Genomic DNA, 17,487 nt, shown 5'->3' with positions numbered 1-17,487 from the left:
ATAACTTTTATAAATGAAAAGAAGAACTTTAATAAAGGGAATGGCAGCATCGCTGCCTTCCCTTTGGTTATCACATGTATGGGGCAACGATCTTTTCCAAACGGAATATCCGGGCGAACCCATTGCAAAAGGCCCGTTCAACCCTACCTGGGAATCATTGCAGCAGTATAAAACACCTGATTGGTTTCGGGATGCAAAATTTGGCATGTGGGCGCACTGGGGACCGCAATGTGAACCGGAAGCAGGCGATTGGTATGCAAGAGGAATGTACCAGGAAGGTTCGCGGCAATATAAAATTCACCTGGAAAAATATGGTCATCCTTCGAAGTTTGGATTTAAAGATGTGATCAACGTATGGAAAGCGGAGACATGGGACCCCTCGGCATTAGTGAGTTTGTATAAAAATGCGGGTGCAAAATATTTTATGGCCCTGGCCAATCACCACGACAATTTTGATTTATACAACAGTAAGTACCAGGAGCATTGGAATGCAGTTAAAATTGGCCCTAAAAAGGACCTGATCGCCGGTTGGGCGAAGGCTGCAAAAAATAATGGGCTTCCATTTGGGGTAAGCGTGCATGCATCACATGCATGGCGCTGGTTTGAATCGGCGCAACGTTCCGATAAGACCGGTCAATATGCAGGTATTCCTTATGATGGAAAATTGACCAGGGCAGATGGCAAGGGAAAATGGTGGAATGGCCTGGACCCGCAGGAACTGTATGCGCAAAATCATCCATTGAGTGAAAACAGTTTGAATGACGGCTCCATTCACAGGCAGTGGGGATGGGGTAATGGCGTTTATCCACCAGACAAAGCCTATATTGAAAAATTTTACAACCGCACAATCGACCTTATCAACAAGTATGATCCCGATGTAGTTTATTTCGATGATTCGCAGCTTCCGTTCTGGCCCGTTAGCGATGCCGGTTTGCGTATTGCCGCCCACCTTTACAACAAGAGTATCAAAGACCATGGCGAACTCCGTGCAGTGATCAACGGAAAAATCCTGGATGAGAACCAGCGCAAAGCCATGGTGTGGGATATTGAACGGGGACAGGCAAATGAGATCCAGCCGCTGCCCTGGCAAACCGATACCTGTATCGGAGGTTGGCATTATGATCGTGATTTATACGAACGAAATGGTTACAAAACAGCAAAGACGGTTATTCAAACTTTGGTTGATATAGTAAGCAAGAATGGGAATTTAATGCTCAACATCCCTGTGCGGGGTGATGGCACCATTGATGAAAAAGAAAGAAAGGTCGTTGAGGATATAGGGGCATGGATGAAAGTAAACAGCGAAAGCATTTACGGTACCCGACCATGGAAAATATTTGGTGAAGGGCCTGCACAACAAGCCGCTGCCCAGCTCAATGCACAGGGTTTTAATGAAGGAAAAGGAAAAGCATTTACTCATGAAGACATTCGATTTGCTGTAAAAGGCGATGCGCTGTATGCAACTGCCATGGGCTGGCCTGAAAATGATAAACTGGTTATAAAAAGCCTGGCAAAGAACAGTCAAAACTTCCCTAAAGAAATTCAAAAAGTGGAATGGGCGCCTACAAAACAGTCTCTCGTTTTCGAAAGAAATGAAAATGGGTTGGTTGTTTATTTACCTGCAAAACCTTCCGATGAATTGAGTTATGCAAATGTGATAAAAGTCCTTTCATAAAAAAGGATTCCTGGTGTGAATTATTTTTGTTGTGTTATGATGAAAACATTTTTGACTTGTCTTTTTTTCGTTCCTGTTCTTTCAGCAAAAGCCCAGCCGGCAAATCCCTTTGGTAATGCCCTGGTTCCTGATATGATCGCTGATGCCAGCATCCAGGAAATTGACGGAACTTTTTATTGTTATGCGACAACAGATGGGTATGGTCAGGGTTTAAAAACATCCGGTCCGCCGGTTGTATGGAAGTCGAAAGATTTTGTGCACTGGAGTTTTTCGGGTTCTTATTTTCCTTCAGCAGTGGGGCAAAAATACTGGGCGCCCAGCAAGGCTATTGCTGCAAACGGCAAATACTATATCTACCCGACAGTGAATGGTTTTATGTACCCGGCCGTTGCCGGTTCTCCTGACGGGCCTTTCAGGCTCGCAAAGGGAGTTGACAGTTTTTCTTTACCTTTTACTTCAGCAACGCTGTTACGATCAAAAGATCCTAAAGGGCCTGCCGGTATCGATGCCGAGGTTTTTATTGACGGTAACGGGCAGGCGTATGTTTTCTGGCAGCGCAGGTTTGCGGCTAAACTGAACCCGGACATGGTTTCTGTAGATACTACTTCTGTCATCCAGATCGCTACAAAACGGCAGGGGTATTCTGAAGGGCCCATCTTCTTTAAACGAAAAGGGGTCTATTATTACCTGTACACGCTGGGTGGTAATGAAAAATACCAATATGCTTATGGAATGAGCAGGACATCACCGCTTGGGCCATTCGAATTTCCTGAAGAGGATATTATCACTACTACCAATTATGAACGGCAGATCTTTGGGCCCGGTCATGGCTGTGTATTTAATGTACCGGGCACCGATGATCACTATTTTGCTTACCTGGAATATGGCCGCGGAAGCACTAACCGCCAAACCTATGTAAACAAGCTGGCGTTCAATGAAAATGGGACCATTCGTCCTGTTGAGCTAACGCTGAACGGTGTAGGTCCGCTTCACCCCGTACCACCTGAAAAAAGGATCAGGGTCGTGGACTCGAAAGCATCAAGTGTTCGTTCCGGTTTGATCGTTAAACGAAACCAGGATTCTTTATTTAAGAGAACGGAAACTTTTTCTTCACAGTTTGCTTTTGATGATGCAAACGGTTCAAGGTGGATGGCAGCTGATGAAGATTCAACATCCTGGATCGTTGCAGATGTAGGAAAACCGCAGCCAATCAAACGCAGCGAAGTGTATTTTGTTCGTCCGGCCGCAGGACATGCTTATGTGCTGGAGTATTCTGTTAATGGTAAAGACTGGAAACCTTGTGGCGGACATCAGCAGGTTATTATAGAATCGCCACACAGGGATCTATTGAATATCAAAGCCCGCTATTTACGGGTGAAAATTTTAAGTGGCGTCAATGGTATTTGGGAGTGGCATATTTATTAAAAAGTAAACGGCTTATTTTTAGATGATTCGGCTTAAATTTTTATCTCTCCTGTTTTGTTGTCAATTGACAGGTATATGTTTGAAGGCGCAAATGAACGGGAACTGGGGCGACCAGGGAAATGGTACGTATGTTAATCCTGTTCTCCCGGCAGATTACAGCGACCTGGACGCCATACGGGTAGGGGAGGATTATTACGCCATATCTTCCACCATGCAATTTTCGCCGGGCATGGTAGTGCTTCATTCCAAAGACCTCGTCAACTGGGAAATTACCGGTCATGTGGTTGACGACCTTACACGCATTAGCCCGCAAATGAACTGGGACCGGATGAATTGTTATGGCAAAGGCATTTGGGCAGGTTCCATCAGGTATTATAAGAACAAATTCTGGGTGTACTTCGGAACACCTGATGATGGTTTTTTTATGAGTTCTGCTGCCAATCCTGCAGGTCCCTGGGAACCTATTCATCAATTATGGAAAGTGAACGGTTGGGACGACTGCTGTTCGTTTTGCGATGACGATGGGCAGCTCTATTTTATTGCTACCAGGTTTGCCCCTGATCCAAATAACAAAAAGAAGTATAACATTCATTTATTTAAAATGGCGCCCGATGGAAAAAGCCTCATCCTGGAGTCAGATTCCATCATACATCAATCTAATGGAAGTGAAGCAAACAAGCTTTATAAGATCGATGGATTGTACTACCACTATTTCAGTGAAGTAAAACCGGAAGGCCGGGTGATCATGATGGAACGTTCGAAAAACGTATACGGCCCCTGGGAAATCAAACAATTAAATCATGTTAACGGGAAAGTCGATAGGGAACCGAACCAGGGTGGATTGCTGCAAACACCAACCGGTAAATGGTATTTTCTCACCCATCATGGCAGTGGAGATTGGGAAGGCCGTGCCGCCAGTTTGTTGCCTGTTCACTGGATCGATGGCTGGCCGGTCATTGGCGAGCCAGGCGCCGACACCATCGGCCGCATGGTTTGGACAGGCGTAAAACCGATAGCATACAAAAAGAAATTGTTTATTCAAAGCAGTGATGAGTTCAATGCCGGAAAACTAAATGTTCAATGGGAATGGAACTATCAACCCCGTGCCTGCAAATGGTCTTTGACAGAACACAGCGGTTTTCTTCGCTTGTATGCTTTTACGCCCATTCATGCAAATAAACCCGGAAGCATTATACTTCGGGCAGGAAACACCCTCACGCAACGCAGCATGCGGACGCCTGCCAATGTAGCAACCGTAAAAATCGACATCAACCAGATGTCTGATGGCCAATTCGCGGGATTGACACATTTTTCAACTACCAGCAATAGTTTGTTTGGTATCAGACAGGAGAATGGAATACGCAGCCTGGTTTATTCGGATAATGCGAAAGATACTACAGTTGCGGCCGTTACCGGAAAGTCGATCTGGCTCCGGTCAACATGGGATGCCAGCGGAATCAGTCATTATGCTTTTAGTAACGATGGTAAGTTTTATCAATCTTTTGGAGGCGCCTGTCAATTGACCTGGGGTAGCTACCGGGGCGACCGTATCGGGATCTTTAATTTCAATACGAAGGAAGATAAGGGATACGTGGATGTTGACTGGTTTCGATACGATTATAGCAAACAAGAAAAGTAAAAAAGTCGGATTAAGCCAAAAGAAAGTCTTTTTTGTGCAATAGTAATGGCGGGCTTTTGGATTAGGTTTGACATTTTGAATAAATTAATTAAGTAAAAATTTACGATGCTTGTCATGATTAAATGGAGCACATTTTCGTTGCTGTTAACTGCTTTAGCTATTAGTAATATAACTAATGCACAATCCTTTCAAAAAACAGATCTTGGGATTAAAGCAATAATCAATTCCACGGCGATCGAAATTCAATATTATGGTCTTTCAACCGTAAGAGTACTGAAATATCCCGATGGACGCCCTTTCACTAAAGAAAGTCTTTCCGTTATAGAGAAGCCGCAAAAAGCAGCATTCAATGTTAAGCAACAGGGTGATCTGGCAAACTTACAAACGACAACACTCAATATCGCGCTTAACCTGAAAACCGGTGACATCGTTTATTCAACAGTAAATGGTGAATTGCTGGTGAAAGAAAAACCAGGTGGCGTACAATTTACACCATTCAATGATGCAGGCAATAATACCCTGACCGTTCAGCAATCATTTGTACTGGATAAAGATGAACCTGTTTATGGCCTTGGTCAGCAACAGCAGGGTAAAATGAGTCAGCGTAATGTAACGCTGAACATGGTGCAGGGGAACCTGGATGATTATATTCCTTTCTTTCAATCGGTAAAAGGCTATGGTGTTTTTTGGGATAATTATTCTCCCACGGTGTTTACTGATAATCCGGAAGGCACCTCATTTAAATCGGATGTTGGAGAAGGGGTTGATTATTATTTCATGTACGGCGCCAATGCCGATGGGGTGATTGCCCGCATGCGTGAATTGACAGGGCAGGCGCCTATGTTCCCGTTGTGGACCTATGGCTATTGGCAAAGTAAAGAAAGATATAAAAGCCAGGATGAGTTGGTGGATGTAGTAAAGCAATACCGCAAGATCGGGGTGCCTCTTGATGGTATTATCCAGGACTGGCAATATTGGGGCAGCAACTATTTGTGGAATGCCATGGATTTTTTAAATCCTGAATATCCCAACCCCAAAAAGATGGTGAGCGATGTTCACCATATGAATGCGCATATGATCATTAGTATCTGGAATTCGTTTGGGCCTCAAACAAAGCAATACAAAGACCTGGAGAAAATAGAGGCGTTGATGCATTTTACAACATGGCCGCAATCAGGGTCTGAATTATGGCCTCCAAGACGCGACTACCCTTCGGGTGTTCGGGTGTATGACCCCTACAATCCTGCTGCCCGTGATATTTACTGGAAATATTTGGCAGATATGTATAAGCTCGGCCTGGATGGCTGGTGGATGGATTCTTCAGAACCGGACCATCTCGATGTTAAACCGTCGGATTTTGATGATAAGACCTTTTTGGGGTCATTCAGAAAAGTTCGCAATGCCTTTCCTTTGATGACGGTGGGGGGCGTATCAACGCATCAACGGGCAGTTGATTCCAGCAAGCGGGTGTTTATCCTTACCCGTTCGGCATTTGCAGGTCAGCAACGTTATGGAGCCAATACCTGGTCGGGTGATGTAACTTCATCATGGACTGCGTTGCGGAACCAGATCGCTTCAGGTGTGAATTTTTCACTTACCGGTATACCTTACTGGAATGCTGATATCGGGGGATTCTTTCTTACAAGGTTTAAAAGAAAACTGGAAGACCCCGAGTATCGTGAATTATATGTTCGCTGGCTGGAGTTCGGCGCTTTTACCCCTATGATGCGTTCGCATGGTACAGACGCGCCAAGGGAAATCTATCAATTCGGACAGGCAGGCAATAAATATTACGACGCTATTGAAAAATACATCAACCTGCGCTATCATTTATTGCCTTATATCTATTCCACCTCATGGGATGTCACTGCCAATCAATCGAGCATGATGCGTGGCCTGGTAATGGATTTTCCAAAAGACAAAAATGGGTTGGATATCAACGATGAATATATGTTTGGCCGATCCCTGTTGGTAAGTCCGGTTACCAACGCGATGTACGTAAAGCCTGGTGGTAGCGAAAAAGATGCCATGCAGGTGGAAGACTTCAGCACAACCAGCTCGAAAGAAACTTATTTGCCTGCAGGGGTGGACTGGTATGATTTCTGGACTGCTGAAAAATTTTCCGGCGGTAAAAAAGTAAGCAGGCAAACGCCGCTCGATATCATTCCTCTTTATGTGAAAGCAGGTTCTATCGTTCCTGTGGGGCCTTCTGTTCAATATGCAGAAGAAAAAAAATGGGACAACCTTGAAATAAGGATTTATCCGGGCGCAAACGGAAGATTTGTTTTATACGAGGACGAGCATGATAATTACAATTATGAAAAGGGAGTCTATACTACGATCACTTTCACCTGGGATGACGCCAGAAAGACTTTAACCATCAGCGATAAAAACGGTTCGTTCCCGGGAATGCTTACCGAAAGAAAATTCAACATGGTGATCGTTGGCGTGAACAAAGGCGTTGGCGAAAATGTAACGGCCCAGGCAGACAGGGTAATCACTTATACAGGGAAAAAACTGGTTGTAAAATTTTAAGAAATAAACAAAAGGCAAACAATAGTATGAAGCGTCCCTTAGTTCTTGTGATGCTGTTCGCTGCTTTCAGCAGCATGGTATTCGGACAAAAAACGGTATTTCAATCTCCTGATCAAAAGATCGTTGTAGAACTTTTCAACCAGCAAGGCAATGATCCTGGTGAGTGGTACATCAAAGCATCTTACAATAACAACGGAAAAATTACCGAAGCTATTCCCCGTATCGATCTGGGTTTATCCCGTAGCGACCAGGATTTTTCAAAGGAATTAAAATTTTTGAAAGCAGGTAAACCAATATTAATTAATGAAGAATACACGGCGCTGCACGGCAAAAGATCTGTTTGCAAAAACTCTGCGAACGAGGTAGTGGTCTCTTTTGAAAATCCAACGAAAGCAAAACTGAATATCATTATCAGGGCCTACAATGACGGCATTGCTTTTCGGTATGAGTTTCCCGAAAAACAGGGAAGCTTTGTTGTAAAGGATGAATTAACTTCTTATACCATTCCGCGGGAAACCACGCGGTGGATGGAGAAATGGAATCCTGCCAACGAAGGCCTGTATACAGCAATGGATAATAACAAAATATTGTCAGGCGAATGGGGGTATCCGGCGCTTTTTAATACAGGTAATAAAGATTGTTGGTTCTTATTGCATGAAGCAGATGTGAACCGGGATTACTGTGGTACCAAATTGAGCAATGCGGCTGATACTTCGAAATACAAACTCACCTTTCCAAACCCCAAAGATGGAAGAGGGCTTGGAGAATCCACGCCTGCTATAACGCTTCCCTGGAAATCACCCTGGCGGGTGGTTGTTATGGGAACATTGGCCGATATAGTCGGGTCTACTTTAGTGAATGATGTTTCTACCCCATCAGTTATAAAAAATACGAGCTGGATCAAACCCGGAATAGCCTCCTGGAATTATTGGTCAGGCAATCATGGCACCAAAGACTATAAAACTGTTTGCGGGTTTGCAGATCTCGCGGCTGAGATGAACTGGCCTTACACCCTGCTCGATTGGGAGTGGGATGCCATGGGTAATGGGGGCAACCTTGAAGATGCGGCAAAGTATATCCAATCAAAAGGCATAAAACCCCTGATCTGGTATAATTCAGGCGGACCGCACACCTATGTAACCGCCACACCCCGCGACCGGATGCTGACGCATCAAAACCGGGTGGAAGAATTCACCAAACTGAAACAACTGGGATTTGCCGGCGTGAAGGTTGACTTTTTTGAAAGCGAGAAGCAGGACATGATCAAATATTACCTGGACATTTTAGAAGATGCCGCTCAATTTGAAATGATGGTTTACTTCCACGGCTGTATTGTACCGAGAGGGTGGGAGCGGACCTGGCCGAACCTGATGACGCATGAAGCCGTGCGTGGCGCCGAGTGGTACAACAACACGCCTGATTTTACCATGCCTGCACCTGAGCATAATGCCACGCTTCCATTTACCCGCAATGTAGTTGGCCCAATGGATTACACCCCGGTTACATTTACCAATTCACAATATCCGCATGTTACCTCCTATGCACATGAACTGGCATTGAGCGTACTCTTTGAATCCGGCATACAACACATGGCAGACCGGCCCGAAGGCTATTATGAGCTACCCGATGCCGCTAAAACATTTTTAAAGCAGGTGCCCAATGCATGGGATGATATAAGGTTGCTGGATGGTTACCCCGGTAAGGAGGTGATCATTACCCGCCGCAAAGGAAATGCCTGGTATATAGGCGGCATCAATGCAGAGCAAAGAGAAAAAAACAAAACAGTAAAATTTGACTTTTTACCCGACGGCATAAAATATAAACTGACTTTGATAGCCGATGGGAAGCACGATAAAGATTTTGCAACGCAATACCTGGTGGTGGATAGATCAGCTTCCGTTGATGTTAAGTTGCTACGCAGGGGTGGGTTTGCTGCATCGTTGATCCCAATGTATTAATATGATTGCTATGCGTATTGTTACTGTATCGTTCATTATATTCCTGCTTTCTTTATCCAAACAAATATGTGCACAGTCCGGTCTCAGCTTATGGTACGATAAGCCGGCCGAACAATGGGTGGAAGCCCTGTCGGTGGGCAATGGCCATATAGGCGGAATGGTTTTCGGGCGGGTTGAGGAAGAACTTATCCAACTGAATGAAAGCACGCTTTACAGCGGCGGCCCGGTTAAACAACAGATAAACCCGGAGGCCTTTCAATATCTTTCTCGCATCCGGGAAGCGTTGCTGAAGGAACAGGATTATTCAAAAGCAAATGAGCTGGCCAGGAAGATGCAGGGGTATTTTACCGAATCGTACCTGCCGCTGGGCGACCTGTTGCTGAAGCAATCGTTCAATGGGCGTACCCCGTCTGCATACCACCGCGAGCTGGATCTTCAAACCGCTATTGCCACTACCCGTTTCACGGTTGATGGAGTGGAATATACGCGCGAAGTTTTCTGTGCGGCGCCTGCCAACGTAATGGTCATCCGCATACATGCCAGCTTTCCCCGTGCTATCGATCTTTTGGTAGCATTAAACAGCCCTTTGCATTACACCATAGCCGCAAAAGCGAACAATGAGGTGATCATGAGTGGTAAGGCGCCTGCGCATGTAGATCCCAGCTATTATAATCCAAAAGACCGGCAGCACGTTATTTATGAAGATACAACAGGCTGTAACGGTATGCGCTTTCAGTGCCGCGTAAAAGCCGTTACCCAAACAGGCCGGGTCACTGCAGACACTTCAGGGCTGCACGTGCAGCATGCCACAGAACTGGTACTGATCATCTCCGCTGCCACCAGTTTCAATGGTTTTGATAAATGTCCCGATAAGGAAGGAAAAAACGAGCAGGCTATTGCCGCTGCCCTGATCAATGAGGCTGCGAAAAGGTCCTACGCTGAGTTAAAACAGGCACATGTGAAAGATCATCAGTGCTATTTTAACCGGGTTTCGTTTATAATTAAGGATACAGGCGCTGTAACTAATACAAACAGCCTGTTGCCTACCGACAAACGATTAAAAGCCTATTCAGAAGGAGCGTATGATCCTGCACTGGAGACCCTATACTACCAATACGGGCGGTACCTGCTGATCGCTTCGTCGAGGCCGGGCGGGCCGCCGGCAAATTTGCAGGGCATCTGGAACAAAGAATTGAGAGCTCCTTGGAGTTCCAACTATACGATCAATATCAATACGCAAATGAATTACTGGCCGGCGGAGAGCACCAACCTGTCTGAAATGCATCTTCCGCTGCTGCAATGGTTGAAGGGACTTTCGGTAACCGGCGCCCGGGTAGCCCGTGAGTTTTATCATTGCAACGGCTGGGTAGCACATCATAATTCAGATATCTGGGGTTGCGCCAACCCGGTGGGTGATCTTGGCGCCGGCGATCCCGTGTGGGCCAACTGGTATATGGGCGGCAACTGGCTTTGCCGGCATTTGTGGGAGCACTATGCATTTACCCTGGATAAGAAATTCCTGGCAGAAGCATACCCCATCATGAAGCAGGCGGCTTTATTCAGTCTTGACTGGCTGGTGAAGGACAGTAGTGGATATTGGGTAACGGCGCCTGCTACCTCTCCCGAAAATAAGTTCCGCGATGCAAAAGGCCGGGCCCAGGCTGTATCCGTTGCTACAACGATGGATATGTCCATCATCTGGGACCTCTTTACGAATGTAATAGAAGCTTCCGAAGCGTTGCATACAGATCAGTCATTCCGTAACCGGTTAACCGAAGTAAGAAAAGAACTGTATCCGTTGAGAACAGGAAGCAGGGGCGAATTACTGGAATGGTATAAAGAGTTTGAAGAAACCGATGCGCAGCACCGTCATGTATCCCACCTGTTTGGTTTGCATCCGGGCCGACAGATCTCGAAGAACAATACACCGGAGTTTTTTGCAGCAGCAAAGAAAACGCTGGAAACAAGGGGAGATGCCGGTACCGGCTGGAGCCGTGGATGGAAGATCAACTGGTGGGCGCGTTTGCTGGATGGCGATCACGCGTATAAACTCATTCGTCAGTTGCTGAACTATTCCGGCGCCGACGGAAAAGGCGGTGGTGGTACTTACCCTAATCTTTTTGATGCGCATCCGCCGTTCCAGATAGATGGCAACTTTGCTGGAACGGCCGGTATGACGGAAATGTTATTGCAAAGTCATTTGGGAGAAGTGCATCTTTTACCCGCACTGCCGGCTGCCTGGAAAGAGGGAGCCGTAAAAGGATTGAAAGCGCGCGGCGGATTTACCGTAGATATACAATGGACTCAGGGAAAACTACGCAAAGCAACGATCACGGCCGCCACAGATGGAGTGTGCCGCATAAGGAACAACGGAACATTCGTTGTGAATGCTGCCAGGGCAAAGCAGGAAGGGGATGATTTCGTGCTTTCAGTAACAATGAAGAAAGGGCAGCAATACATTGTTCTGCCTGGCAAATGACTCTAATTACGGCATACGTGGAGTTGGAAAGTGAAGCATGGGCCCAATAATATAAGATCGAAACTATTGCAGATTCAGCTTCACGATCACATCTGTTTTGTTTTCTTTATTGGTGATCCCGTTTAATTCAATTTCACTCCCACTTTGCATGAAGTTTACCTTTACTTTCGTTCCCAGATATATTGCAGAGGTAATTTTTTTGGAAACAGATGGCAGCATAATTTTTCCATTGGAAGGAACTTTTAAAACATGAATGTAGATCGCTTTATCTGTAAAAGTGGTTCCGCCCCATTTTGCATCCCACACGCCTCCTTTTGTGCCGTAAATGCTTTCTCCATATTGGGAAAGAAAATCACCGATCTCTTTCAAGCGTTGTACCTGTGCAGGCTCAATTTCTCCGTCTGGTTTGGGACCAACGTTTAACAATAAATTTCCATTCTGGCATACAACAGACACCAATAAACGGATGCAACTGTCAAGAGACATCATGTGGTTTGCTGCATCAGGCGTCCACCCCCAGGCCGTTTGACTGAGGTTGGTGCACAATTCCCAGGGCCTGCTTTCTCTTCCTCTCAATGTTACTTCCTGGGTATTAAAATCACCCATCCATCCACTGCGGGGATTGATCACGATTGTTGGTTGCAGTGCTCTTACCATTGAATTCAGCTTGACAGGCTCCCAGCTGAATTTTCCTTTGTAAGGTTTTTCGAAACCTCGGGTGTACCAACCTTTGCCACCATCCCACATCAAACCTCCAAAGCCAAGCCAGTTATCTTCTCCGCCGTCATACCATAAAATATCGATCTTGCCATAATTGCTTAACAACTCATGGACCTGGGTGTAGGTTTGCTTTTTCATTTCCAGGGCATTGGAATAATACAGATCAGGAAAAAAGAAACCGGGATACCGCCAGTCGAGCGGAGAATAATAAATACCTGCTTTCATTCCGGCTTCATGAGCTGCATCAACATATTCTTTGATCAGGTCTTTTTTTGCAGGACTGTTCATTGAATTGTAATTACCAAAACTGGTATTAAACAAACTAAAACCGTCGTGATGTCTCGACGTTACCACCATGTATTTGCATCCGGCCTGCCTGGCAACGTCTACCCAGTTTTTTCCGGAGAATTTTGAAACGGTGAACGAGTCTTTTAGTTTTCCATATTCACTCGTGTCCATCCTTTTATAGAACATAGCCCATTCGCCCTCGCCCAGAACGGAGTACAATCCAAAATGAATGAACAATCCAAATTTGGAATCTTTCCACCATTGCATGTCTTTTTCCGAAAGCAGCAGGGAGGAATCTACAACTACCTGTGCAAAGGAATTGTGTGTGATGATAATTAGCGACAGCATTAAAAAGGATCTTTTCATTGCCAGCGGTCGTATTTTCATAAACAGCAATCTTTCACTTGATTTATTGTTGTAAAAGTAACCTGTATTTTCTTTGAAACCGCGTGCTCAAATGTTGCAATTAAGGGTATAGAATGTTGCAGGTGACTGATTCCCATTCGTTTTTGTGCCGTAAGCAACTTTCCATGTGCGAATTATTTTCTAAATTGAGCATCACTGCTATTCATTCTTATGAAACTGCTTTTTAAGTTGATTGCGATTGCTTGTGTGTTGTGCTGTACCCGTCCATTACAAGCTCAACAACCTGATTATCATTTTCGCCATCTTGATTTTAGTCAGGGTTTGTCGCACAACCAGGTTACTGCGATCTATAAAGACAGCCGGGGATTTATGTGGTTTGGCACTATGAGCGGGCTAAATAGGTATGATGGCTATATAATTAAAACTTTCCACCATTCAATAAAAGATACTACTTCACTAAGCGACGATTATATTTCAAAAATTGTAGGCGGTCCATATAAAAAATTATGGATCCAGGTAGGGACCGGCTTTAATATTTACGACCCCGTTACAGAAAAATTCGAGCGCCGTATTGATAAATTCCTGCAGCAATTGGGGCTCCCAGGCGCCGGACTTACCGATATTGTTCAGGCAGGGGCCGGATACTGGTTTGTTTTTCCCGATAGCGGTCTCTATTATTATGAACATAATAAACCAGTAGTTTCTTTACTACGGAATAAATCGCTGCCACCCTTTGCCATAGCAGATGTAAAAAGGGACTCAGGTAATAGCCTCTGGGTTATTTATAGTAACGCCCTTATTGAAAAGATAGATGGGGCCTCAAAAAAAGTGATTGGCCACATAACAGTGTTGCAACAAAAATTGAACGGGAGCAATAATTTTTACCATCTTTTTATTGATTCGCAGCGTGAATGCTGGATCTATGCAGGAGGGGTGTTTAATGGCGCATACCGCGTCAATATGACAAATAATACGGTTGAGCATATAGCTAAAGATCAAGGAAAGACCATATTAAGCAGTAATATTATAATGAGCATGGCGGAAGACAATAAAGGGCTTTTGTGGATCGCCACCGATCATGGCGGATTGAATGTGCTGGATAAAAGGAACATGAGGGTGCGCGTAGTGCTCAATAAAGAGGGCGACGATAAAAGTTTAACGCAGAACAGCCTTACGGAAATATATAAAGACGATTTAGGCATCATGTGGGTAGGAACCTATAAGCAGGGCATTAATTACTACCAGGATGGGATCAACAAATTCCCATTATATACCCACAAGGAGTCGGATGCCTTCAGTCTCCCTTTCAATGATGTGAACCGTTTTGCAGAAGATGCCAAAGGTAATATCTGGATAGGCACCAATGGCGGCGGACTCATTTACTTCGACCGCACACGAAATACCTTTAAACAGTTCAGGCATGATCCGGCTAATGATAACAGCCTTTGCAACGACGTCATCGTGAGTCTTTGGGTTGACCATAATAAAATATTATGGATCGGTACTTATTATGGCGGACTGGATAGTTATGATGGTAACACCTTTAAACACTACCGTCACCATAACAAAGATACCAACAGCCTCGCCGATGACCGGGTGTGGGAAATTTATGAAGATAAAAATAACGATCTCTGGATTGGCGCATATGAAACCGGGCTTGATAGATTTGATGCCCTTACCAAAAAATTTATTCATTATAAACCCGGTGCACCTAATTCTGTACATACAGGATTTATCTCTTCCATAACCGAAGACAGGCAGGGCAGTTTGTGGGTAGGAACTTCCTATGGTATAGAGGTGAAATTCAAAGGCTCGCTATCCTTTAAGCTATTACTCTCAACAAGCACCGGTTTAAGCAATGATAATGTGAATACTGTTTTCCAGGATAGCCGCGGTGCAATTTGGGCGGGTACCAGAGATGGCCTTAATATTTACAATGCCGGTAATAATAGTTTTCAGGTTTTCAGAAAAGAAGACGGGTTGCCGGATAACACTATTTTAGACATTGCTGAAGACAATGCCGGGTATTTATGGATCAGTACCCCCAACGGCATCAGCAAGATTACTTATAAGCATTTGCCCGGAAAGAGCTATAGTATTAATTGCCTTAATTACGACCGGCTCGATGGCCTTCAGGAAAAACAGTTCAATCAAAATGCAGTGCTTAAAACCAGCAGCGGAGAATTGATATTTGGCGGTGCAAAAGGTTTTAATCTGTTTAATCCCGTTCAATTAAAGATAAATGCCTATGCACCTGCGGTTGTATTGACCGGCCTTCAGGTCTTTAATCAGGATATAGCAGCTGGTGAAAAGATCGGGAATCAGGTCGTGTTGCAAAAAGCGATCGCTGAAACAGATGAGATCAGGCTGAAATACGATCAGAATATTTTCTCTTTGGAATTTGCAGCACTTAGTTATATTAATACCCGCAAGAATAAATATGCTTACCGGCTGCAGGGATTTAACAACAATTGGCTTTACTCCGATGGCAGCTTGCGTAAAGTGACCTATACAAACCTGGACCCCGGAAAATACACCTTTTATGTAAAGGCATCGAATGAAGATGGTATATGGAATGAAAAGGGAATTGCGGTGAACATCATCATTTTGCCACCTTTCTGGAAAACGCAGCTGGCTTATTTTTTATATGCACTGTTTGTTATTTGTATATTGATTGTCGCCAGGCGGATGGTGATCCGGCGGGCCCGCACCCGTTTCGCCTTTGAACAGGAACGAAAAGAAGCGCAACGCATGCACGAAGTGGATATGATGAAGATCCGTTTTTTTACCAACATGAGCCATGAATTCAGAACCCCACTGTCATTGATCATTACGCCACTGGAAAGAATAATCCGCTCTGCTACAGAGCCTTCTTTGCAGCCACAATACCAGTTGATCCACCGGAATGCCCGGCGCCTGCTTAACCTGGTAAACCAGCTGCTCGATTTTCGAAAGATGGAAGTTCACGAACTGAAACTGCACCCCACCGAAGGAGATATTGTACATTTTATCAGGGAAACCTGCTACTCCTTTACTGATATCGCTGAAAAAAAACAGATCCGTTTTTCTTATAATGGGCCTTCAGAAAGCCTGGTCACCCGGTTCGACCACGACAAACTGGAACGGATCCTGTTTAACCTGCTTTCAAATGCTTTCAAGTTTACTGCTGCAAATGGAGAAGTGGCTGTTGACGCAACGATCGAAAAAAACAGCATAGATGCATTACTTCAAATTAAGATAAAAGATACCGGCATAGGAATACCTGCCAACAGACAGGAGAAAATATTTGAACGTTTTTTTCAGCACGACGTTCCCGGCACCATGATCAACCAGGGAAGCGGAATTGGCCTGGCCATTACCAAAGAATTTGTGCATCTCTTTAACGGCACTATTCATGCGGAGAGCACAGAGTTTAAAGGCTCGTGTTTTACTGTGCTGTTGCCACTCAGGGAATTGAAAGCTCTGGTTGAAACGGCCGGCGACAATGCCGCCGTTACAGGAGTGGAAGCGGACGCAAAAGTGGCAGAAGTCATTAACACGCCGGTGCAACGCGACCAACGCCGCAAAAAATTTACCATATTGCTGGTAGAGGATAGTGAAGACTTTCTTTTTTACCTGAAAGATAACCTGCTTGAATACTACAATATTATAACCGCTGTGAATGGAAAGGAAGGCTGGCAGAAAACACTTTCGGGTCACCCCGACATTATAGTAAGCGACATTATTATGCCCGGAACAACCGGCATAGAGCTTTGCCATAAAATAAAAAATGACCGGCGAACGCAACATATCCCGGTGGTTTTATTAACCGCTTTGACCGGGGATGAACAGCAATTGCGCAGTATTGAAACGGGCGCATCCGATTACCTCACCAAACCTTTCAATTTTGAGATCCTGCTGAGCAAAATAAAAAACCTGTTATTGCAACAGCAGGCCATGCGCAAAACATTTGCGATGAAAGTAGAAATAAAGAACGTTGATATAGAGGTTAAAGACGAAAGATCGTATGAAAAGTTTGTTCAAAACGCAATAACGATCATTGAAAAAAATATTTCAAATCCCGATTTTTCGGTAGAAGACCTCAGTCGTGCCTTGTACATGAGCCGCTCGGCTGTATACAGAAAATTCTTTGTTCTAACCGGTAAAACACCTATTGAATATATCCGTACGATAAGGTTGGAGAGAGCAGCCCTATTGCTGCAAAAAACGAATAAAACCGTGGCCGAAGTAGCCTATGAAACCGGCTTCAATAACCCCAAATATTTTTCCAGGTACTTCAAAACGCAGTTCGGCGTACTGCCTTCCACATATCATAACACTGCTAATGATGCTGGCAAAGATGATAATGAGGATGCCAGCCCGTGATATTTTGCTGCTTAGGCTGATAAAACATTCCTGAACC

The 17,487-nt window shown here is 44.7% G+C and carries 8 protein-coding genes; 7 read left to right on the top strand and 1 reads right to left on the bottom strand.

Going from position 1 to position 17,487, the window contains the following annotated elements; genetic code table 11:
- Positions 1-13 precede the first annotated feature (13 nt).
- The 6 genes from AC59IL_RS35430 (at position 14) to AC59IL_RS35405 (ending at position 11,711) form a co-directional block, all read left to right on the top strand.
- Positions 14-1,675 (top strand): alpha-L-fucosidase, encoded by a 1,662-nt coding sequence (locus tag AC59IL_RS35430; RefSeq protein ID WP_496556991.1) that lies wholly within the window; start codon positions 14-16, stop codon positions 1,673-1,675.
- A gap of 36 nt (positions 1,676-1,711) precedes the next feature.
- Positions 1,712-3,100 carry a family 43 glycosylhydrolase gene (locus tag AC59IL_RS35425; RefSeq protein WP_496556990.1) on the top strand — a complete coding sequence of 463 codons (1,389 nt, stop codon included), beginning with the start codon at positions 1,712-1,714 and terminating at the stop codon, positions 3,098-3,100.
- A 91-nt stretch (positions 3,101-3,191) separates the two neighbouring features.
- On the top strand, positions 3,192-4,739 hold the full coding sequence (locus tag AC59IL_RS35420) for a glycoside hydrolase family 43 protein (RefSeq protein WP_496556989.1): 1,548 nt from the start codon (positions 3,192-3,194) through the stop codon (positions 4,737-4,739).
- 105 nt (positions 4,740-4,844) lie between these two features.
- Positions 4,845-7,274 carry a glycoside hydrolase family 31 protein gene (locus AC59IL_RS35415; protein WP_496556988.1) on the top strand — a complete coding sequence of 810 codons (2,430 nt, stop codon included), beginning with the start codon at positions 4,845-4,847 and terminating at the stop codon, positions 7,272-7,274.
- 26 nt (positions 7,275-7,300) lie between these two features.
- A complete protein-coding gene (locus AC59IL_RS35410) occupies positions 7,301-9,232 on the top strand; it encodes a glycoside hydrolase family 97 protein (RefSeq protein ID WP_496556987.1) in 1,932 nt (643 codons plus the stop codon).
- Between the two features lie 10 nt (positions 9,233-9,242).
- On the top strand, positions 9,243-11,711 hold the full coding sequence (locus tag AC59IL_RS35405; protein ID WP_496556986.1) for a glycoside hydrolase family 95 protein: 2,469 nt from the start codon (positions 9,243-9,245) through the stop codon (positions 11,709-11,711).
- A 63-nt stretch (positions 11,712-11,774) separates the two neighbouring features.
- On the opposite strand, the gene AC59IL_RS35400 is transcribed toward AC59IL_RS35405, so the two are convergent.
- The gene (locus tag AC59IL_RS35400; RefSeq protein ID WP_496556985.1) at positions 11,775-13,085 is read right to left on the bottom strand and encodes an alpha-L-fucosidase; all 1,311 of its coding nucleotides are present in this window, start codon (positions 13,083-13,085) and stop codon (positions 11,775-11,777) included.
- Positions 13,086-13,295: 210 nt separating this feature from the next.
- On the opposite strand from AC59IL_RS35400, the gene AC59IL_RS35395 reads away from it, so the two are divergent.
- The gene (locus AC59IL_RS35395) at positions 13,296-17,450 is read left to right on the top strand and encodes a two-component regulator propeller domain-containing protein (protein ID WP_496556984.1); all 4,155 of its coding nucleotides are present in this window, start codon (positions 13,296-13,298) and stop codon (positions 17,448-17,450) included.
- Positions 17,451-17,487 lie beyond the last annotated feature (37 nt).

The organism is Niastella sp. sgz303648, assembly GCF_059587045.1.
The sequence above is the reverse complement of the archived record's forward strand: the minus strand, read 5'-3'. Positions and strand labels throughout refer to the sequence as shown.